Source organism: Amycolatopsis speibonae, from assembly GCF_042647925.1.
Classification (GTDB): Bacteria; Actinomycetota; Actinomycetes; order Mycobacteriales; family Pseudonocardiaceae; genus Amycolatopsis; species Amycolatopsis speibonae.
Window position 1 is genome coordinate 1 of record NZ_JBHRWK010000011.1, and the last position, 20,251, is coordinate 20,251.

16 protein-coding genes and 1 riboswitch are annotated in these 20,251 nt (G+C 68.9%); of the genes, 13 read left to right on the forward strand and 3 right to left on the reverse strand.

The features are described 5' to 3' along the window. Positions 1-121: 121 nt before the first annotated feature. Positions 122-1,234: a transposase gene (locus ACFOSH_RS05500; RefSeq protein ID WP_378237630.1), complete on the forward strand. Its 1,113-nt coding sequence runs from the start codon at positions 122-124 to the stop codon at positions 1,232-1,234. A gap of 8 nt (positions 1,235-1,242) precedes the next feature. On the opposite strand, the gene ACFOSH_RS05505 is transcribed toward ACFOSH_RS05500, so the two are convergent. Beyond that, positions 1,243-3,060: an FUSC family protein gene (locus ACFOSH_RS05505; protein WP_378237572.1), complete on the reverse strand. Its 1,818-nt coding sequence runs from the start codon at positions 3,058-3,060 to the stop codon at positions 1,243-1,245. 372 nt (positions 3,061-3,432) lie between these two features. Then, on the reverse strand, positions 3,433-4,218 hold the full coding sequence (locus ACFOSH_RS05510; protein ID WP_378237573.1) for a helix-turn-helix domain-containing protein: 786 nt from the start codon (positions 4,216-4,218) through the stop codon (positions 3,433-3,435). Positions 4,219-4,284: 66 nt separating this feature from the next. On the opposite strand from ACFOSH_RS05510, the gene ACFOSH_RS05515 reads away from it, so the two are divergent. The 3 genes from ACFOSH_RS05515 to ACFOSH_RS05525 all read left to right on the forward strand — a co-directional run bounded on the left by ACFOSH_RS05515 (position 4,285) and on the right by ACFOSH_RS05525 (position 6,056). Continuing rightward, on the forward strand, positions 4,285-5,091 hold the full coding sequence (locus ACFOSH_RS05515) for an SDR family oxidoreductase (RefSeq protein WP_378237574.1): 807 nt from the start codon (positions 4,285-4,287) through the stop codon (positions 5,089-5,091). 264 nt (positions 5,092-5,355) lie between these two features. Then, positions 5,356-5,814 carry a transposase gene (locus tag ACFOSH_RS05520; RefSeq protein WP_378237575.1) on the forward strand — a complete coding sequence of 153 codons (459 nt, stop codon included), beginning with the start codon at positions 5,356-5,358 and terminating at the stop codon, positions 5,812-5,814. Continuing rightward, positions 5,805-6,056, forward strand: a complete 252-nt coding sequence (locus ACFOSH_RS05525; RefSeq protein WP_378237576.1) for a hypothetical protein — start codon at positions 5,805-5,807, stop codon at positions 6,054-6,056. The genes ACFOSH_RS05520 and ACFOSH_RS05525 overlap by 10 nt, the downstream gene beginning before the upstream one ends. Before the next feature lie 161 nt (positions 6,057-6,217). Here the strand turns inward: ACFOSH_RS05525 and ACFOSH_RS05530 are convergent, their stop codons facing one another. Further along, the gene (locus tag ACFOSH_RS05530) at positions 6,218-7,945 is read right to left on the reverse strand and encodes a hypothetical protein (RefSeq protein ID WP_378237577.1); all 1,728 of its coding nucleotides are present in this window, start codon (positions 7,943-7,945) and stop codon (positions 6,218-6,220) included. A 334-nt stretch (positions 7,946-8,279) separates the two neighbouring features. Here ACFOSH_RS05530 and ileS point away from each other — a divergent pair, with 334 nt between their 5' ends. The 9 genes from ileS to ACFOSH_RS05575 all read left to right on the forward strand — a co-directional run bounded on the left by ileS (position 8,280) and on the right by ACFOSH_RS05575 (position 20,221). Next, positions 8,280-11,450: an isoleucine--tRNA ligase gene (gene ileS / locus ACFOSH_RS05535; protein ID WP_378237578.1), complete on the forward strand. Its 3,171-nt coding sequence runs from the start codon at positions 8,280-8,282 to the stop codon at positions 11,448-11,450. Positions 11,451-11,660: 210 nt separating this feature from the next. Beyond that, complete coding sequence (locus ACFOSH_RS05540; RefSeq protein ID WP_378237579.1) at positions 11,661-13,265, forward strand: penicillin-binding transpeptidase domain-containing protein; 1,605 nt, start codon at positions 11,661-11,663, stop codon at positions 13,263-13,265. Positions 13,266-13,308: 43 nt separating this feature from the next. Next, entirely contained in the window at positions 13,309-13,992 is a 684-nt protein-coding gene (locus ACFOSH_RS05545) for an ArsR/SmtB family transcription factor (RefSeq protein WP_378237580.1), read from the forward strand. 111 nt (positions 13,993-14,103) lie between these two features. After that, a complete protein-coding gene (locus ACFOSH_RS05550; RefSeq protein ID WP_378237581.1) occupies positions 14,104-15,582 on the forward strand; it encodes a potassium/proton antiporter in 1,479 nt (492 codons plus the stop codon). 142 nt (positions 15,583-15,724) lie between these two features. Beyond that, positions 15,725-16,408, forward strand: a complete 684-nt coding sequence (locus ACFOSH_RS05555) for a M23 family metallopeptidase (protein ID WP_378237583.1) — start codon at positions 15,725-15,727, stop codon at positions 16,406-16,408. Positions 16,409-16,536: 128 nt separating this feature from the next. Next, positions 16,537-16,651, forward strand: a riboswitch (SAM riboswitch). A 33-nt stretch (positions 16,652-16,684) separates the two neighbouring features. Then, the gene (locus ACFOSH_RS05560; protein ID WP_378237584.1) at positions 16,685-18,049 is read left to right on the forward strand and encodes an aminotransferase class V-fold PLP-dependent enzyme; all 1,365 of its coding nucleotides are present in this window, start codon (positions 16,685-16,687) and stop codon (positions 18,047-18,049) included. A 19-nt stretch (positions 18,050-18,068) separates the two neighbouring features. After that, positions 18,069-18,665: a hypothetical protein gene (locus ACFOSH_RS05565; protein ID WP_378237585.1), complete on the forward strand. Its 597-nt coding sequence runs from the start codon at positions 18,069-18,071 to the stop codon at positions 18,663-18,665. A gap of 24 nt (positions 18,666-18,689) precedes the next feature. Beyond that, positions 18,690-19,298: a signal peptidase II gene (lspA, locus tag ACFOSH_RS05570; RefSeq protein WP_378237586.1), complete on the forward strand. Its 609-nt coding sequence runs from the start codon at positions 18,690-18,692 to the stop codon at positions 19,296-19,298. Beyond that, a complete protein-coding gene (locus ACFOSH_RS05575) occupies positions 19,295-20,221 on the forward strand; it encodes an RluA family pseudouridine synthase (protein ID WP_378237587.1) in 927 nt (308 codons plus the stop codon). The genes lspA and ACFOSH_RS05575 overlap by 4 nt, the downstream gene beginning before the upstream one ends. The last annotated feature ends 30 nt before the right edge of the window (positions 20,222-20,251 follow it).

Consider the following 20,251-nt stretch of genomic DNA (forward strand, 5'->3'; position numbering starts at 1 on the left):
CACTCAACACACTGATCAACATCTTCCCGGGACGCATACTTTTCTGATAACCTACAAATGTAAGCAAATCACCTCTGGCTTACACAAAAATCGTGACAGGCTCCACACGTGCCCGCAACGGATCCTGTGTCACACCTATGGCCGGGGCAAGGACCAGCACATCATGGTGCCGGGCTGGCCCTACTCCGTCGTCGTCGCCCTGGAGACAGGACGTCACTCGTGGACCGCGCCGCTGGACGCGGTCCGGCTCGCTCCCGGGGACGACGCCGCGAGCGTCACCGCCCGCCAGATCCGTGACGTCGTGGACAGGCTGATCCGCGCCGGGCAGTGGCACCCAGGGGATCCGGAGATCCTGCTGGTCGCCGACGCCGGCTACGACGGGCCCCGGCTCGCGCACATGCTGGCCGACCTTCCGATCATCGTGCTGGTGCGGATGCGCTCGGACCGGGTCCTGCGCCGCCCCGCGCCCGCGCCATCACCAGGCACGATGGGACGTCCCCGCCGCCACGGCGACGAGTTCGCCTTCGGCGACCCAGACACGTGGGGCGAGCCGGACATCACCATCGAGACCACGACCCGGCTCTACGGTCCCGCGCTGATCCGGGCCTGGGACCGGCTGCATCCCCGCCTGACCCACCGCATCGCCTGGGCCGGCCACGACGGGAACCTCCCGATCCTGGAAGGCACCGTGATCCGGCTGCAGGTCGAGCGCCTGCCCTCGGGCGCTATCCCGAAACCCGTGTGGCTCTGGCACTCCCACACCAGCCTCCCCCACACCGAAGTCGATCTGGCCTGGCAGGCGTTCCTGCGCCGGTTCGACATCGAGCACACCTTCCGCATGCTCAAACAAACCCTCGGCTGGACCACCCCGAAACTTCGCTCACCCGACGCCGCCGACCGCTGGACCTGGCTACTGCTCACCGCCTACACCCAGCTCCGCCTCGCCCGCGAACTCACCGCCGACCTGCGCCGCCCCTGGGAGAAACCCCGACCATCCCAACGACTCAGCCCGTCACGCATCCGCCGGGGGTTTCGGAACCTCCGTCCACAACTCGCCTCCCCGGCCCGTGTCCCGAAACCCTCACGACCCGGCCCAGGACGCCCCGCCGGAACACCCAACCACCAACCCGCGCCACACCACGACGTCCACACCGTCACCAGCCCAAACAGACAGAAACCCAGCCACAACAAGAAAACCAAGCCAAGCAACCCACAACCCCGAAAACCAGGTTAAAACTCAAGCTAGGCGTCTCTGAGCGTCTGGGCCGCTTCGTCGACCGCGACCACGTCGGCGGCGATCGTGTCGAGCACCAGGCGCTGTTCCTCGTCGGCGTCTCGCGGCACCGGAATTTCCGCGGCCTCCTCGGTTCCGAGTGTGCGCGCCGCCTCGTCGACGGCGTCCGCCGCGTCGGCCGATCCGGACAGCAGCAAGAGTGACGACGCCGTGACGGACAGGCCGCGCAGGGCCTCGGCGGCGCTCTCCAACGCGTTCTGGTGCCCGGGCGTAGGCACCTTGGTGCCCGGCTCCGCGGCGACCAGGCCGTGTTGCGCGACAGCGGCGGTACGGAACTCGCGGCCGAGCGTCCGCGGATCGACGTCCTCACCACGCAGTTTCCGCCCCACCGAGCCGAGTAGCGCGCGGGTGGCGCCGACGGCGCTCTCGAACCGTTCCACCGGGCCGGGTTTCGCGACGCCGGGGATAGCGGCGAAACCGAACAGCAGGGCGATGGCGCCCGCGAGGACCATCAGGAGCAGGTACTCGACGAGCACGTAACGCGGGTCGAGATGCCTGGTGGTCGTGTTCATGCCGACCGACATCAGGACCATGCAGCCGTTGAACACCGCGGGCTCTGTCTGCATGAACGAGAACCCGCCGAGCAGCGCCACGAGCCCGATCGGCAGCAGAAACCCTTGCGGCAGAAGCCAAAGGACGAGGGTGAGTACGACGGCGCCGCCGAGTGAGCCACCGATCCGCTGCCAGGCCTTGCTGAGGCTGTCGCGCCATTCCGGTTGCATGATGGCGAAAGTGCCGAGCAGGAAGGACACGGTGAGCGGGTCGCCGGGCCGGAAACTCGCGACCACGAGCGCCAGCGCCACCCCGAGCCCGCAGCGGAGCGCGTGCCGGAACTGCGGTGACTGCCAGGAAAACGCGCCGCTCAGCTCGATCCGGCGCAGTTCCTTCCGGAGTCCTTTCGGAACGTCCACACGCGACTCGTCGCGTTCGGTCGCCGCGGTCCGGATGGTTTCGAGGGAGTCCCAAAGCGCGGTGACGAGCCTTGCCGTGGCGCCGGGCAGTCCGGCGGGTTCCTCGCGCCGCACCGGCTCGACGTCGTCCGGCGCCGCCGGGTTCCGGACGGCATCGGCGAGCCTGACGGCTTCTTCCCTGGCCGCGTCGAGCATTTCGCCGATTCCCTCGTGGTTCAGCCGTTTCCGGCGGATCTCGAGCAACCCCGTGGCCGCCCGGTACCGGAACGTTCCGCCGAGAACCCTGCCGGTCCAGCGACGGGGCCGGTCCGCGAGCCACAGTTTCGCCGCGCGCTCCTGCGTTTCGGAGGTGCTCGACGCGAGCGCGTCGGCCAGCGCGTCACGCGTCGGTTTGGCCGGGTCCTTCGCGCCCATCACCACGCGCAGCAGGAGCACGACGCCCACCGCGAGCGCGGGCGCGCCCAGGATCTGCCCCACCGACGCCGTCCCCGTCAGCTGGAAGCCGTAGCCGAACAGCGACGCCATCCCGAGTCCCAGCCCGACCGTGACGAACCGCGCCCCCAGCGCGGGCAGCAGCCCGGCGACGACCACGATCACCACCAGCAGCCCGATCGCCGCCCACTGCGACACCGCCCCCAGCAGCCGCGGCACGCCGACCGCGAGGATCAACGCGGGCGCGAACCACGCCAGCAGCCGCAGATCCGCCCAAAGCGGCCCGCCGACCGCCGCCATGAGGCAGAAGAGCGCGGTGAGGGCCGCCAGGACGGCCGCGTTGCCCAGTCCCGCCAGGAATCCGAGCCCGCTGACGCCGCCGAGGACCACCAGCAGGACGACGAGGAGTCCGGGCCCTTTCATCGGGCCCCGTAGATCGACATACCCGTCAACCTAGAGGCGATGGCGGGGACGGCAACTCGGGCCCAGGCTGTGGTGTGCCCGCGGTCAGCTTCGCGATCGTGGACGGCAAGGCGATGACCTGCCGCCGTTCCGCGGCGCTCATCCCCGTGAAGGGGGCGAATTCCGTTGGTGTTGTGGGTCCTTTGTGGAAGGAGACGGTCACCGGTCGGGTCGTCTTCGAATGGCCGACGCACCGGCAGGGATCCCGAGCGGGTCCACCTTGCGGCGATCACCTGTGAAGCGAATCGACGATGGTCGGTAACAGTTGCCCACTGCTGCGACCCGGCCCACGCCGCGCTTCGCGGCAGAAGATGACGGGGCTGAGGCCGCTGGCTAGAGCAGCCTTGTCAGGGCGTCGGCCGAGGAACTGCCCGGCTCTGGCTGGTAGACGATGATCACCTGATCCTCGGCTCCGGCGATGGTGAGGGTCTGGCGGCGCAGGGTGAGAGGGCCGGCGTCGGGGTGGTCGAACCGTTTGATCTCGTCGCGGGACGGGCGTGCGTCATGTCGGCCCCACAACGAGCGGAATTCGTCGTGGGCCTGCAAGTCGGCCACGAGTGCGGCAGTCCGGGGGGCGCGCGGATCGGCCGCCGCCCGCAGGGCCGCGACAGTCTGCTCGGCGATCTCCGGCCAGTCCGGGAACAACCTGCGGGCGGCGGGGTCGCAGAACACGTCACGGACCAGATTGCGACCGGGGTGGTACATCGGGGCGAGCATCAGGGCTGCCTTGTTGGCCATCAGCACATCGAAACAGCCGTCGCGGACGTATGCCGGAGTACTGCCCCACGAGTCGAGCAATTGCTGTACTTCGACGCGGGCCCCGCTGGGCTTGTGCGGCTGGGATGACGGGGCGGCCAGGGTGCGCAGGTGGGCAGCGGAGTCCGGATCGAGGCGCAGCGCCGTCGCCAACGCGTCCACGACCTGTGGGGACGGATTCCCGTCGATGCCTTGTTCCAGCCTTGTCAGGTACTGCACGGACACGCCGGCCAGCCGCGCGAGCTCGTCGCGGCGCAGCCCTGGCACTCGGCGCCGACCGTAGGCCGCAAGCCCCACCTCACCCGGCCGCACCCGGGCCCGGCGCGCCTGGAGGAACTCTCCGAGAAGGTTGTCACGTCTCATCGATTGTCGAGGGTACCCCTGCCAGGGTGCTGGCTGGCGGCTCTGCGCCGCGGCATGGTCGAGGCCATGAAGACATGGTTCATCACCGGGGCCTCACGCGGCTTCGGACACACGTGGGCAGCGGCGGCACTCCAGCGCGGTGACCGGGTCGCCGCGACGGCGCGCCGGCCCGAGACGCTCCGAGAACTGGCCGAGACCTACGGCGACCGCCTCCTGCCGATCGCGCTCGACGTCACCGATCGCGCCCAGGTCTTCGCCGCGGTTGACCGCGCCGCGGAAGCCTTCGGCGGCCTGGACGTGGTCGTCAACAACGCCGGCTACGGCCTGTTCGGCATGATCGAGGAGACAACCGAGGAGCAGGCCCGAGCCCAGATCGAGACCAACCTGTTCGGCCCGCTCTGGGTAACCCAAGCCGCTCTGCCGATCATGCGGACGCAGGGTAGCGGGCACCTCCTCCAAGTCTCCAGCATCGGCGGGATCGCCGCCTTCCCCACACTGGGCCTTTACAACGCCTCCAAGTGGGCCCTTGAGGGGATGAGCGAGGCCCTTGCTCAGGAGGTCGGCCCACTCGGTATCAAGGTGACGATCCTCGAGCCAGGGCCGTACGGCACCGACTGGGCAGGGGCGTCGGCGGCACACACCGACCCGATCGCGGCCTACGACCCGATCAGGCAGGCCCGCCGGGCCGGCGCCACCGCCCGCGCACCGCGCGACCCGTCGGTCACCGCGGACGTCCTCCTCAGGCTGGTCGACCTGCCGGAACCGCCGCTGAGGCTGTTCCGCGGCAGCTACCCGTACCCGGTCGCCGAGCAGGTCTACCGGCAGCGGCTCGCCACCTGGCAACAATGGCGCGAACTGGCCGAGACGGCATGACCTACCCTGCCGCCCCGCCAGCGTGGGGGACGTAGCAGGGGCAAGTTGGCACTCACCCCCATCATGAACCCGAGTACGGGTCCGGGCATCGTCAAGGTGGAGCGCCTGAGGCGGCTTGAGCGCCAGACTATCGCCTCTCATTACAACGACCACCATTTCTTCCGGCCGTGTCTTGGGCTCAGATGGTCAGTGCACCGGCTGGGACAATGATCGTTCTGGGTAGCGAAGGGGTGTTTCGTGTCGCGTGGTGTTCCGTTGCGGTCGGTGGAGCGCGAGTTGATCGCGTTCGGATTGAGGCAGGGGAAGTCGTTTCGGGAGATCGAGGGCTGGATTGGACGGGATCATTCGGTGGTGTCCCGCGAGGTTGACCGTAACGGTGGGCGGGAGGTGTATTCGCCGTTGGTTGCGCAGCGGCGGGCTGGTCGACTACGGAAGCGTCCAAAGGAACGCAAGGTGCTGAAATCGCCGTTTCTGACTCGCGTGGTGCATGAGGGGTTGCGGAAGAAGTGGTCACCGATGCAGATCGCGTACAGGTTGCGGCTCGACCATCCGATGGATCATTCTCGCTGGGTGTCACATGAAGCGATTTACCAGCGTTGTTCATGCTGGCGAAGGGGACGTTGCGGGCGGAGGTGGCCGAGGGGTTGCGTCAGGGCAGGATCAAGCGACGGACCCGGTCGCGAGGGGCGGAGCCGCGGGGCAGGATCAAGGACATGGTCCTGATCGGTGAGCGGCCGGCCGAGGTCGAGGACCGTGCCGTGCCGTGCTTCCGGGAAGGCGATCTGATCGTCGGCGCGAACAATCAGTCACGGATCGCGACCTTGGTCGAGCGGCGCACTCGATTCGTCATGCCGGTGCGTATTCCTCACGATCGCACGGCCGAGAAGTTTCCCGCCGCCGACTCACCACCGCCTCATCCACCGCAGCGAATGGAAAGTCCAGATCGCCCAAGACGGACTCCCTGAATTCGCCGCTCCCGCCTATCTCGACCCCACCGGCCAACCGAAGCGCAACATCATGCATCTCAGGACATAGGCCGACCTGATGGTCGTATAACGACCTACACACGTGTGCATGAGTCGTGCCGAGGATCTGTGCTGGTCGAAAGCGGCTTGATCCCTGAAGACTAAACTCGCAACCGGTAAGCCCGTTCCTGTAACTCGCGCGCCCGCAGCGAAGCAGGAGCCAGCGCGACAGCCGCTTCGGCGGCATCGGCAGCGTCTTCGAAGCGCTCCAGTGTCAGGAAGAGCTCCGCGAGATCGGCACGGACCCAGCCGAGTGCGGCGGTGTTCCCGGCGGATTCGAAGCTTTCAGCGGCCATGAGCAGCCTGAACGTGGCCTCGTCGAGATCGCCGAGCGCCTGGGAAAGCTTTCCGTGGGTGTACAGCATCTCGGCCTGCACCTCATGGTTCCCGCCGACGGCGTCGCACTCGCTGCTCAGGTCGAACGCGGCTTTCGAGTCGCCGGTGAAGGCCAAGATCCACACCGCCATCAACCGGACGCGGGCGGCGCTCACGTAGTCGAACTCCGATTGGAAGCGGTCGACGGCCTCGCGGGCGAACGTCAAGGCGGGCAAGGGGTCCAGCGCCAAGCTCAGCGTGGCCATCCGGTCGACGCACGCTTGTGGTTCGGAGACAGGTTCAGAGACAGCAGTGGGCGTGATCCGCGAGAGCACGGCCTGTCGGCGTACTTCGTCGCCCAGTGAGCCGAACAGGTCCGCCGCCCTGACGAGGTCGCCGGAGCCGGCGAGACGGCGGGCGAGCAGAACGCCTTCGGGGTTCGGCAGGAGTTCGTCGAACCGGTCCCACATCGTGGCCGCGAACTCCGGATCGTCCGCGTTGCGTTCGGCCCGGGACGCCAGTTCCTCCACGGTCTCCGGGTAGATCACGATCCTCGAGCCGATCCGCTTGGTGCGGGGCAGCAGTGCGGCGCACAGATCCAGGGAGTCCCGCACCTGCTCCGCGGCGAGCAGCGCTCGGATCCGGTCGCTCTGGGCGGAGTTCCCGTTGCGGGCGTCGAACCGCGCCGCGATCTCCAGCGCGCGGGAAGTGTGGCCCGAGGCGGGCCCCGTCGCCAGGGCCGCAGCGGCGTGGAAGTCCATTTCGGCGGACGGAGTCGATCGCCATCCGCCATGCCGGTCCACCAGTTTCAGCGCCGCCGCGTGATTTCCCGTGCGCGCACAGAACTCGACGTGCCGGGCCAGCGAGCCGAGTTCGGCCTGCTTGTCCCAGAAGGCCGAATAGGACTGCCGGAACGCTTCAACCGCGTCGTCGAGCCGCCCCAGCCGGACGAACGGAAGCATCAGCGCGGCGCGCATCGCATGAGGCTGCCGGGAGCAGTAGTCCTCGTCGGAGAAGAGCCCGGCGGCCTCCTCGAAGTGACCGATCCGGAGCAGGTGGTCGATCCTCAGGCCGGTGTCGCACTGAGCGCACCGCGAGCTTTCCGGGGGAGCTTCGTATCGGACGTCCGCGTCGGCGCCGAGATGCGAGGCGACGATCAGGCGGTTGTCGGGCATCGGGCCGAAGAGACGTTCGCCCTCGTCGAGCGCGGTGAGGGTGTCCGCGAGCGGAACACTCGGGTCTTCCGTGAACGCTACGGCCAGGTAGTCGAACACCGGCCGCAGGTCGGGGTCGCCGCCGGCCAGGCACCAGGAGAGCGGCTCGAACGCCTTCGCGGGCTCGCCGCCGAGCACATACGCGGTGGCGAGCCGGACGCGTGCCTCGTACCGGTGCCCGGCGAGCCCCAGCGCGTCCACGCGACGCGTCACCTTCTCGAGCGCGGCGATCTGCCCCGCGCCCTCCCACATCCGGTCGGTGACGCGGATCTGGCGCCACAACTGTTCTTCGGTGTCCATCACCCTCCCGCCGGGCGGCAGCCTAATCGCGGCCCCCGCCCGCCGCCTCCGAGTTTCAACCCCACCCCGGACAACCCGGTTGCCCTCGCGCGCTACCCTTGACCCAACTGGCACCGATCCGGCGATCACCGGGGAGCCTCCGGAAGAACAGGGCTCACACCCTCAGTAGAACCGGACGGGTACGGCCCGTCACAGCCGTCGAATGAGCGGCCCAGCCGGAACACCACCGGCCGGGCAAGCGGGGTGGTACCGCGGAACGCGCCGGAAACGGCCGTCTCGTCCCCGTGTGGGTGAAAGCCCGTACGAGAGAGACGAACCGCGAGGAGCACCGAAGATGTATCCCAAGGCACAGGTGGACGGCGAGACCGGAGTCCCGTCCCAGCCTTCGTTCCCCGAGTCGGAAAAGCGCGTCCTCGCGTACTGGGAATCCGATCGGACCTTCCAGGCCTCCATCGACGCTCGCGACCCCGGCGTCAACGGCTCGAACGAGTACGTCTTCTACGACGGCCCGCCGTTCGCCAACGGTCTCCCGCACTACGGTCACCTTCTCACCGGGTATGTGAAGGACCTGGTGCCGCGTTACCAGACCATGAAGGGCAAGCGCGTCGAGCGCCGCTTCGGCTGGGACACGCACGGCCTGCCCGCCGAACTCGAAGCCATGCGCCAGCTCGGGATCACCGAGAAGTCCGAGATCGACGCGATGGGCATCGACGTCTTCAACGACGCCTGCCGCGAATCCGTGCTGCGCTACACCGGTGAGTGGCAGGAATACGTCACCCGCCAGGCCCGCTGGGTCGACTTCGACAACGACTACAAGACGCTCGACCTGTCCTACATGGAGTCGGTCATCTGGGCGTTCAAACAGCTGTGGGACAAGGGCCTGGTCTACGAGGGCTACCGCGTCCTGCCCTACTGCTGGCGCGATGAGACCCCGCTGTCCAACCACGAGCTGCGCATGGACGACGAGGTCTACGCCAGCCGTCAGGACCCGGCCGTCACGGTCGGTTTCCGCATGGAGGGCAACGACAACGAGCTCGACGGCACCTACCTGCTGATCTGGACCACGACCCCGTGGACGCTGCCGTCCAACCTCGCGACCGCGGTGCACCCCGACGTGCGCTACGTCGTGGTGGAATCCGAGGAGCAGGAAGGCAAGCGATTCCTGCTCGCCGAAGCCCGTGTCGCCTCGTACGCCCGCGAGCTCGGTGAAGAGCCGACGGTCGTCGGGCACTACACCGGTACCGAACTGCTCGGAACCCGTTACGCCCCACCGTTCCCGTACTTCACCGGGCACGAGAACGCGCACCGCGTGCTGTCCGCGGACTACGTCACCACCGAGGACGGCACCGGTGTCGTCCACATCGCGCCCGCCTACGGTGAAGAGGACAAGGCCGTCACCGACGCGGTCGGCATCGTCCCGGTCACCCCGGTCGACGCGCAGGGCAAGTTCGACGCCACCGTCTCGGACTACGCGGGCCAGCAGGTGTTCGACGCCAACCCGAACATCATCAAGGATCTCAAGAACGGCACCGGATCGGCCGGCCGTCAGGGCGCGGTGCTGCTGCGCCACGAGACCTACGAGCACCCGTACCCGCACTGCTGGCGCTGCCGGAACCCGCTGATCTACCGCGCCGTCTCGTCGTGGTTCGTCGCGGTGACCGAGTTCAAGGACCGGATGATCGAGCTGAACCAGCAGATCACCTGGTACCCGGAGAACGTCAAGGACGGCCAGTTCGGCAAGTGGCTGGAGAACGCCCGCGACTGGTCGATCTCCCGAAACCGGTACTGGGGCACGCCGATCCCGGTGTGGCAGTCGGACGACCCGGCGTACCCGCGCACGGACGTCTACGGCTCGCTCGAAGAGATCGAGCGCGACTTCGGTGTCCGGCTGGACAACCTGCACCGGCCGTTCATCGACGAGCTGACCCGGCCCAACCCGGACGACCCGACCGGGAAGTCCACCATGCGCCGGATCGAGGACGTGTTCGACGTCTGGTTCGACTCGGGGTCGATGCCGTACGCCCAGGTGCATTACCCGTTCGAGAACACCGAATGGTTCGAGCACCACTACCCGGGCGACTTCATCGTCGAGTACATCGGGCAGACCCGCGGCTGGTTCTACCTGCTGCACGTGCTGGCGACCGCGCTGTTCGACAGGCCGGCGTTCCGCACCTGCATCTCGCACGGGATCGTGCTCGGCTCGGACGGCCAGAAGATGTCCAAGTCGCTGCGCAACTACCCGGACGTCAACGAGGTCTTCGACCGCGACGGCTCCGACGCGATGCGCTGGTACCTGATGGCGAGCCCGATCCTGCGCGGCGGGAACCTGGTCGTCACCGACAGGGGCATCCGCGACGCCGTCCGCCAGGCCGTGCTGCCGCTGTGGAACTCGTACTACTTCCTCGCGCTCTACGCGAACGCCGAGGGCGTGGAAGGCCAGTGGCGCACGGATTCGAAGCACGTCCTCGACCGATACGTGCTGGCGAAGACGCACGAACTGGTGACCGACGTCGAGCACGCGCTCGACACCTACGACGTCGCCGGTGCCTGCGGAGGCGTCCGTGACTTCCTTGAGGTGCTGACCAACTGGTACGTGCGCCGGTCGCGCGACCGGTTCTGGGCGGGGGAGCAGGACGCGATCGACACCCTGCACACCGTGCTGGAGGTGACGTCGCGGGTGGTGGCGCCGCTGCTGCCGCTGACCACCGAGGTCGTCTGGCGCGGACTGACCGGTGGCCGTTCGGTGCACCTGGCCGACTGGCCGAACTCGCTGGACCTGCCCGCCGACGCGGCGCTGGTGACGGCGATGGACCGGGTGCGCCAGGTGGCGTCTTCGGCGCTTTCGCTGCGGAAGTCGAACAAGCTGCGGGTGCGGCTGCCGCTGGCCAAGCTGGTCGTCGCCGCGCACGAGGCCGACTCGCTGCGCGAGTTCACCGACATCCTGCGTGACGAGGTCAACGTCAAGTCCGTCGAGCTGACCACGGACGTCGCCGCCCACGGCGGTTTCGAGGTCGCGGTGAACGCCCGCGCCGCCGGACCGCGGCTGGGCAAGGATGTCCAGACGGTGATCAAGGCCGTCAAGGCGGGCGAGTGGACGACGTCGGAGAGCGGCGCCGTCGTGGCAGCCGGGATCGAGCTCGTCGAAGGCGAGTACGACCGGCGTCTGGTCGCCAAGGGCGGCGGCGCGGCCGCGGAACTGCCCGGCGGTGCCGGGCTGGTGCTGCTCGACACCGAGGTGACCGACGAGCTGGCAGCCGAGGGCCTTGCCCGCGACCTGGTCCGGGTCGTGCAGCAGGCCCGCCGTGACGCCGGACTCGACGTCGCCGACAGGATCTCGTTGACGGTCGACGCGCCGGAAGACGTGGTCACGGCCGCGAAGGCGCACGAGGGGTTCATCGCTTCGGAGACGCTGGCGACTTCGGTGGCTTACGGCGACGTCGCCGACGGCTCGGCCGGGACGGTCGGCGAGGGCACCAAGGTGACCGTGGCGGTCGCCAAGGCCTGACCCGCGCAAGCGCTATGAAAGGTCCTTTCCTCGCAAATTTTGCAAGGAAAGGACCTTTCATAGCATTCCGGGGGTCCCGATCAGCGGGATCACGAAACGGATTCGGAAACGTCGCTTTCTCGCCGCCTGCTCACCTGGTGCGGGCGGAATCGGCAAGCTGGCGCCCGGGGGCGCGCGAGAGGTGCGCGCCGCGTGGGGGAGAGCGAGTCCATGAGTCCTGCCCGGAAAAGAGGGATCCTGATCGGCGCCGCGCTGGCGGTCGTCGCCGTCGTGGTGGCCGCGGTGGTGCTGCTGGTCAGGGAAGACCAGGCGCCCGCCGCTTCCGGCGGCCCAGGGGAGTCCACCGAGAGCGCGCGAGAGAGCCCCGCCCAGGTCGCCGCCCGGTTCCTGCGGCAGTTCGACACCGGTGACCTGACCGGCGCGCCGGTCGACGACCCGGCGGCGGCCACGGCCGCCCTGTCCGTGACGCGCGGCGCGCTCGGTGCGGCGCCGGTCAAGACGACCCTGGGCGAAGTCCCGACCACGCCGGGGAACGCGACCACGACGTCGGCCACCTTCCACGTCGCGTGGTCCTTTCCCGGCGACAGCGTCTGGCGGTACGAAGGCAAGCTGGAGCTGGTCCGCAACGCCGGGAAGTGGGTGGTCCGCTGGGCGATGTCGGTGATCCACCCGAAGCTCGAAGCCGGTCAGCAACTCTCCGTCGCGCGCGCTTCCGCCAAGCCGATCGTGGCCGACAGGGACGGCAAGGCCCTTGTTGGCGGTGATGCGGCCGGCGTCGCGCCGATTCTGCGAGGGGCGCTGGCCAAGGTCGCGTCCGAACAGAACGGCGGCACCGGTACTCCCGCCACCGTCGCCGTGTCGCGGCTCGACGCCTCCGGCAAACCGGTCGAAACGCTCTTCGGCCAGCCTGTCGAGACCGACAAACCGCTGGTCTCGACCCTGAGCGTGGCCTCCCAGACCGCCGCGCAGAAGGCCGTCGACGGTTTCCAGGGGCCCGCGATCATCGTCGCGATGAAGACTTCGGGCGAGCTCCTGGCGGTCGCGCAGAACGGCGCGGCAGGGAACCAGCCGACGGCGCTGAACGGCCTCTATTCGCCGGGTTCGGCCTTCAAGATCGCCACGGCTACCGCGGCGCTGCAGAAGGGCGGGGTCTCCGTCGACGCGCCGGTGGCCTGTCCGGGCAGTGAGCAGATCGGGACCCGCACGCTCAAGAACGAGAACGGGTTCGACCTGGGGACAGTTTCGCTGAAGACCGCGTTCGCCGCGTCGTGCAACACGACCTTCGGGCGGCTCGCCGGGGCATTGCCCGCGGACGGCCTCGCGAAGGCCGCGACCCAGCTCGGCCTCAACGCCGACTTCGAGATCCCGGGGCTGACCACCGAGACCGGGAAGGTGGAGCCGTCGAGCAGCGGTGACGAGCAGGTCGAGGCCGGGATCGGGCAGGGAAAGGTGCAGGTCAGCCCCTTGGGTGCGGCACTCATGGCGGCCACGGTCGCCACCGGGAAGCCGGTGGTGCCGAAGCTGTGGCAGGGGCTGGAGACCAAGGTCAACACCGGTTACCAGGCCCCGCCCGCCGGGGTGCTGAACCAGGTCCGCGCGATGATGCGCGAGGTCTGCACGACAGGGACCGCGAAGGCGTTGAAGAGCAGCGGCGCCGTCTTCGGCAAGACAGGGACGGCGCAGTTCGGCTCGGGCGCCGACGCCAACGGCTGGTTCGTCGGCTATCGCGGGGACGTCGCTTTCGCGGTCATGCTCGCGGGTTCCAACGACTCCAAACCCGCGGTCGGGCTGGCTGCGAAGTTCTTGGCCGGCTGACGTTTCGGTCCTCGCCGAACCATGGATCTTCTACGGTGAACGCATGGAAACGATCGCCTTGGCCGAGGTCGCGGCCGTGCTCGCCGATCCGAGCCGCGCGTCGATGTGCCTCGCGCTGCTCGACGGGCGTGCCTGGACGGTGACCGAGCTGGCCGGAGCGGCCGAGGTCGCGGCGTCGACGGCGAGCGAACACGTGACGAAGCTGACCGATGCCGGCTTCGTCGTCCGGGTCAAACAGGGGCGGCACAGCTACGTCCGGATCGCCGACCCCCGGGTGGCCGAGCTGATCGAGCATCTGGCGCAGCACGCCGAACACCGCCCGGTGAAGGGGTTGCGCTCGTCGGTGCGGGTGAAGCGGCTCGAATTCGCCCGGACCTGCTACGACCACCTCGCCGGGACGGTCGGCGTCGCGCTGCGGGAGGGGATGCTCGCCACCGGGCTGATCGACGAGGCCGACGGTCTGACGCTGACCGCTCGCGGGCGCGAGGTGCTCGGCACGCTCGGGGTGGAGATCGCCGACGGCCGACGTCCGATGCTGCGTGACTGTCTGGATTGGACAGTGCGCCGTGATCATTTGGCGGGACGTGTCCCCGCGGCGTTACTGTCTCACGGAGTGAGTGCCGGCTGGTTGTCCCGTGAGGGCAACCGCGCGGTGAAGGTCCTGCCCGCGGCGGAAAGACCGTTCGCGGACCTCGGTGTCGACCTGGTGGCCCTGCGCAGTCCGTAAAGGACAGTCTGTAACACAGGCTTACCGGACGGTTTTCGACCGGTACACGAACGAGTGACGACCACCGCCTCACTATTCTGGAGCCCTCACGGCGACCGGACGGGAGGCGACATGGAGCAGCTCCCGCTCATCCTCGGTACCGGCGGTGCCGTGCTGCTCGTCGCCGTGATCGCCGTCCGGGTGTCGATCAAGGTCGGCCTTCCTTCGCTGCTGCTGTACCTGGGGATGGGCGTCCTGCTCGGCGAAGCCGGGTTCGGCATCCATTACGACAACCCCGAGCTCACCCAGTCCCTCGGCCTCGCCGCGCTGGTGATGATCCTGTCCGAAGGTGGTCTCACCACCCGGTGGGCGGCCGTGAAACCCTCGCTGGGCATCGGAATCGCACTGTCCACAGTGGCCGTGGTGGTGAGTATCGCGGTCACCGGCGCCGCGCTGCACTGGCTGCTGGGCCTGGACTGGCGGATGGCGTTGCTGTGGGGCGCGGTGCTGGCCTCGACCGACGCCGCCGCGGTCTTCTCGGTGCTGAGATCGGCGGGCATCGGGAAGCGGCTCGTCGGCGCGCTGGAAATCGAGTCCGGGATCAACGACGCCCCGGCCTACATCGCGGTCGTCGTCCTCGCCGAGGGCACGACCGTGGACTGGTCGCTGCCGCTGCTGGTGGTCTACGAACTCGCGGCCGGGCTGGTGATCGGCCTGGCCTTCGGCTGGTTCGGGGCGCAGGCGCTGCGACGGGCCGCGCTCCCGGCGACCGGTCTGTATCCGCTGGCCACGGTGGCGGTGTGCGTCGTGGCGTATTCGAGCGGTCAGCTCGCCCACGCGTCGGGCCTGCTCGCCACCTATGTCGCGGCGCTGGTGCTGGGGAACTCGAAGCTGCCGCACCGGTCGGACACGCTGTCCTTCGCCGAAGGGCTCGGCTGGCTCGCCCAGATCGGGCTGTTCGTGCTGCTCGGCCTGTTCGCCTCGCCGGGCAGGATCTTCGAGAGTCTGGTCCAGGGCCTGGTCGCGGGCGCGGTCGTGCTGTTGCTCGCCCGCCCGGTGTCGGTCGTGCTGTCGGCGCTGCCGTTCAAGATCCCCTGGCGAGAACAGGTGTTCCTGTCCTGGGCCGGGTTGCGCGGGGCGGTCCCGATCGTGCTCGCGCTGATTCCGCTCTCGTCCGGGGTGCCCGGCGCGCAGGAGCTGGTCGACGCGGTATTCGTGCTGGTCATCGTGCTGACGCTGCTCCAAGGCGCGACGCTGACCCCGCTCGCGAGAGTGCTCGGGCTCGCCCAGCACGCCGAAGCGCACGAGATCGACGTCGACTCCGCGCCGCTCGACGAGATGGGCGCGGAACTCCTGCAGGTCCGGATCAACTCCGGATCGAAGATGCACGGCGTCTACCTGGCCGAACTGCGGCTGCCGGTGGGCGCGACGATCAGCCTCCTCGTCCGCGACGGCACCGGCTTCACGCCGAACAAGAACACCCGGCTCCAGGAACGTGACCAGTTACTCGTCGTGACCACCGCCGACGTCCGTGACGCGGCCGAACGACGCCTGCGGGCCGTCGACCGCGCCGGACGCCTCGCCAGGTGGAAGGGCGAATCCGGCCACTAGGTCACTAACCGGCGCCAGTCTTTCGTCGGTTGATCTCAGAAATTTTCTTACGTGTTGTTCCCTTTTGTACTCCTTTTGGATTACTTTCCCCGCAATCGACTCCATCGAATGGGTGAGTGTCGCGGGGTAAGGAGTACGCAAGGTGACGAAACTTCCTGCACGGTTCGCCGGTCTGGGGGCCGCTGCCGCGCTCGTCGGGGTGGTTCTTTCCGCGCCGGCGGCAGCCGCGGCCGGCGCGTTCCCGGCGTTCGGGTTGCCCTTCGACACGGGCCAGTCGATCTACTCGGCGGGGATCCACTCCGACAACGGGAACTCCGGCGTGAAGAACGCCATCGACCTCAGCCCCGCCGACAAGAAGGTTCGCGCCCCGCTGGCGGGCACCGTCCGGATCCAGCACTGCGGCGGCGGCGACTGGGTGACCGTCGACCACGACGGCGGCTGGCGGACCGGGTACTACCACATGGAAGACATTTCGGTCACCGACGGCCAGAAGGTCGCCCCTGGTGACCTCCTCGGCCGGACCGGCAACGCGCTGCCCTGCGGCGGCAGCAGCACCGGCGCCCACGTGCACTTCACCCTGTGGACCCTGCCCGCGGCCGCCGCCAAGGGCGGGGACTCGCGCGACTTCGGTGTCGGTGCGGGCAACTGGAGCGGCCTCTCCTACGACGAGGTCTCGACCAAGGTCGCCGAGGCCCATGGCGAGGTTGTCGACGGCAAGACCTTCGGCGGCTGGCAGTTCACCGCGGGCACCGAGCAGTACTCGGGTTCCGCGACCGAGGTCTCTTCGCGTTCCGTCGTCCCGCTTCCCGGGCGATTCCGCGTCTGACCTCCCGTTGCCCGGCGCGGCGCGGCGCCGGGCAACGGTTCTTTTCGCTTGCGGAGTACGTGAGCGGCGTCTCAAGATGCGGACAAGGGGTGGCTTGATCGGCCGCCCATCCGCTAACTTCGTTCGTAGGTCACGAGTGTCAGCGTCAAGCCCCGGCTAGCTGACCGGCAACCCTCCTTCCGCGGTGGGGTGCCCCGGGTGAGGACCTGGCTCGTCGCGTGGTGCGACGGGCAAGCGCGGGATCCTCGTCGGGTCCCCTGGCCCGGAGGATTGACGATGACTCTCGCTCTCGAACGCACCAGCACCCCCGTCACTGTCACGGAAACCGTTGTGGAGCACGAAATCCCGACGGTGGCCTGTGCCGGTCTGCGGGTTCCGCTGGTCACCGGCGGCGACATCGGCTACGCCAACCTCGATCACGCGGCCAGTGCTCCCTGTCTGGACAAGGTGCGTGACGCTGTCGACGAGTTCCTGCCCTGGTACGCCAGCGTCCACCGCGGCGCCGGGTTCGCCTCGCAGATCTCCACCAAGCTTTACGAGCGTACGCGCGGAATCCTGCGGGACTTCGTCGACGCGCGGTCGACCGACTCCGTCGTCTTCACCCGCAACACCACCGATTCCTTCAACCTTCTCGCGCGCAGCCTGCCGAAGCACACGTCGGTCGTCGTGTTCGACACCGACCACCACGCCGCGCTGCTGCCGTGGAAGGGCCCGAACGTCCGCCGGATCCAGACTCCGCGTACTCGTCTGGCCGCGGTGTCCGCTGTGGACGAAGCGCTCGCGGACTGCCCGCAGGGTCCGCGACTGGTCGTCATCACCGGCGCCTCCAACGTGACCGGGGAACTGTTGCCGGTCAAGGAGATCGCCGCCGTCGCGCGGCGGCATGGCGCCCGGATCGCGCTCGACGCGGCGCAGCTCGCACCGCACCGCAAGATCTCCGTGCGCAAACTGGACGTCGACTACATCGCGATCTCGGGGCACAAGCTGTACGCGCCCTTCGGTGCCGGTGCGCTGATCGGCCGCGCCGACTGGCTGCGCGCCGCCCAGCCGTACCTCGCCGGTGGCGGCGCGACGAAGCTCGTCACCCGCGACTCCGAAGACCTCGGCGTGGTCTGGAATTCCGGTGCCGAGCGGCACGAAGCCGGTTCCCCCAACACCGTCGGCGTCTACGCGCTCGGCGTCGCCTGCGAGACACTGGCCGGGAATTGGGACGCGATCGTCGCCCACGAGGACGAACTGCTGGCGCGGCTGCGTCGCGGTCTCGCCGGTATCCCCGGTTTCGCCGAATTGCGGCTGTTCGACGCGCCTGTCGACAGGGTCGGCACACTCAGCTTCGTCGTCGACGGCTTCGACCCGGGCTGGCTCGCCGCTGTCCTGTCCGCGGAGTACGGCATCGGCGTCCGGGACGGCGCGTTCTGCGCGCACGTGGCGACCAAGCGGCTGATCTCCGCCGCCGGCTCGACCGGCCAGCAGGCCGTCCGGGTCAGCCTCGGTCTCGGCAGCACCACCGAGCACGTCGACAGGCTCGTCCTGGCGCTGCGCCAGATCGTCGCCCGCGGCGCGCGCTGGCAGTACGAGAAGCCGGAGGGCCGCTGGGTGCCGGAGAACGATCCGCGGGAGCTTCCCCCGTTCTGCGCCTGACCCACTACCCTCACCCCGCATGGGGAACGAGCGACCGCGTTACTGGTTTCCGCTGGCGCTACTGGGATTCGCCCAACTGGCGGTAGTGGCCTTGTCCGTCGGTTCGAGCCGATCAGAGGGGTGGTTCGCCTACGCGCCCAACTCCGGCCCGGGGCGGTACCGAGCGCTCTACGGCGTGGAGATGAGCAGGGAGGCCGGGGAAGCCGTCTCGGTCGTCGGCATGAGCCGGCTGGACAACTGGCTGTTCGCCGTCCTCGCCGTCTACCTCGGCACGGTGCTGTTCTACACGATTCGGACGCGGACCATGCCGTGGTGGAAGGTCGCCGCGATCGCCGTCGGCGGACTCGTCGCCATCGTGCTGGCGGATCTCGTCGGTTTCTGGGAATTCGAAATAGACGGCGACGCGCGCAGCGCGATCCTGCTGACCCTGGGACTGGTCGGGCTCGCCTGGCTGGACCGCAGCGTGCTCGTGCTGGTCGTGGCCGCCGCGTTCGTGCTCTGCGCCGTCGTGCTCGCGCAAGGGCCGCTCGCGCTGGTGCTGTCGTCGCTGGTCGCGCTCGCCGGGGCGTTCGCGGCGCTGCTGAGCAGGCCGAAGGCGGCCGCCGAGGAGACCTGAGCACGCTCCGTGGACAATAGGGGAGTGAGTACAGAGCCCCCCTCGTCTCAGAACGACTCCGCGGAACCGGACCTCGCTCCGGCCGAGACCGCGCCACCGTCGCCGCCGCTGCCCAAGAAGCGCGTCGCCGTGGTGTTCGTCGTCGCCGCGGTGCTGTGGGGGATCGACCTCCTCACCAAGCAGATCGCCGTGTCGACGCTGGAGGGCAAGCAGCCGGTCGAGTTCCTCGGCGGGCTGGTGTACTTCCAGCTGGTGCGCAACCCCGGTGCCGCCTTCTCGATGGCGACCGGGCTGACCTGGGTGCTCGCGCTGGTCGCGGTCGCCGTCGTGGTCGCCATCGTCTGGCTGTCCCGGCGGCTGCGCTCGGTCGGCTGGGCGATCGGCCTCGGCCTGGTGCTGGCGGGCGCGCTCGGCAACCTGACCGACCGGATCTTCCGTGCCCCCGGCCCGTTGCAGGGGCACGTGGTCGACATGATCTCCGCGTTCGCGCCGAACGGGCAGGGCTGGGCGATCTTCAACGTCGCCGACTCCGCGATCTGTGTCGGCGGTGTGCTCATCGTGATCCTCTCCTTGCTGGGCAAGGACTACGACGGATCATCTACAAAGGACAAGAAGAAGGCGGCAAGCGAATGAGCGCGCGGATGTTGCCCGTACCCGACGGGCTCGACGGCATGCGCGTCGACGCGGGACTGGCGAAACTGCTGGGACTTTCCCGCACGGTCGTGGCGGAACTGGCCGAATCCGGCGAGATCTTCCTCGACGGCAGGCCTGCCGGGAAGTCCGACCGGCTGTCCGCCGGCGGGCTGCTCGAAGTGACGCTGCCCGATCCCGTCTCGGCCATCGAGGTCATCGCGGAACCCGTCGAGGGCATGAAGATCCTGCACGACGACGACGACATCGTGGTGATCTCGAAGCCGGTCGGCGTCGCCGTGCACCCGAGCCCCGGCTGGACCGGGCCGACCGTCGTCGCCGGTCTCGCCGCCGCCGGGCTGCGGATCGCGACGTCGGGCGCGGCCGAACGCCAGGGCGTCGTGCACCGGCTGGACGCCGGCACCACCGGCGTGATGGTCGTGGCGAAGAGCGAGCACGCGTACACCGTGCTCAAGCGGGCGTTCAAGGAACGCACCGTCGACAAGGGCTACCACGCCATCGTCCAGGGTCACCCGGATCCGACGCGCGGCACCATCGACGCGCCGATCGACCGGCATCCGCGGCACGACTACAAGTTCGCCGTCGTCCAGGGCGGACGGCCCAGCGTCACGCACTACGAGGTCGTCGAGGCCTTCCGTGCCGCGTCGCTGGCCCACATCAAGCTGGAGACCGGCCGCACGCACCAGATCCGCGTGCACTTCTCGGCGCTCAAGCACCCGTGCGTCGGCGACCTGACCTACGGCGCCGACCCGGTGCTCGCGCGCAAGCTCGGCGTTTCCCGGCAGTGGCTGCACGCGAAGACGCTCGGTTTCGCGCATCCGTCCGACGGGCGCTGGGTCGAGTTCGAGTCGGAGTACCCGGACGACCTGGCCAACGCGCTGCGGATCCTGCAGGACGAGAACTAGCCGCTTGTCCCGCGTTCAGTCCTCTGACTA

Excerpts from the sequence above, each read along its gene's own strand:
- ACFOSH_RS05505 (WP_378237572.1), bottom strand. The coding sequence starts at position 3,060 with ATGAAAGGGCCCGGACTCCTCGTCGTCCTGCTGGTGGTCCTCGGCGGC.
- ACFOSH_RS05510 (WP_378237573.1), bottom strand. The coding sequence starts at position 4,218 with ATGAGACGTGACAACCTTCTCGGAGAGTTCCTCCAGGCGCGCCGGGCC.
- ACFOSH_RS05515 (WP_378237574.1), top strand. The coding sequence starts at position 4,285 with ATGAAGACATGGTTCATCACCGGGGCCTCACGCGGCTTCGGACACACG.
- ACFOSH_RS05525 (WP_378237576.1), top strand. The coding sequence starts at position 5,805 with ATGGTCCTGATCGGTGAGCGGCCGGCCGAGGTCGAGGACCGTGCCGTG.
- ACFOSH_RS05530 (WP_378237577.1), bottom strand. The coding sequence starts at position 7,945 with ATGGACACCGAAGAACAGTTGTGGCGCCAGATCCGCGTCACCGACCGG.
- ileS (WP_378237578.1), top strand. The coding sequence starts at position 8,280 with ATGTATCCCAAGGCACAGGTGGACGGCGAGACCGGAGTCCCGTCCCAG.
- ACFOSH_RS05540 (WP_378237579.1), top strand. The coding sequence starts at position 11,661 with ATGAGTCCTGCCCGGAAAAGAGGGATCCTGATCGGCGCCGCGCTGGCG.
- ACFOSH_RS05545 (WP_378237580.1), top strand. The coding sequence starts at position 13,309 with ATGGAAACGATCGCCTTGGCCGAGGTCGCGGCCGTGCTCGCCGATCCG.
- ACFOSH_RS05550 (WP_378237581.1), top strand. The coding sequence starts at position 14,104 with ATGGAGCAGCTCCCGCTCATCCTCGGTACCGGCGGTGCCGTGCTGCTC.
- ACFOSH_RS05560 (WP_378237584.1), top strand. The coding sequence starts at position 16,685 with ATGACTCTCGCTCTCGAACGCACCAGCACCCCCGTCACTGTCACGGAA.
- ACFOSH_RS05565 (WP_378237585.1), top strand. The coding sequence starts at position 18,069 with ATGGGGAACGAGCGACCGCGTTACTGGTTTCCGCTGGCGCTACTGGGA.
- ACFOSH_RS05575 (WP_378237587.1), top strand. The coding sequence starts at position 19,295 with ATGAGCGCGCGGATGTTGCCCGTACCCGACGGGCTCGACGGCATGCGC.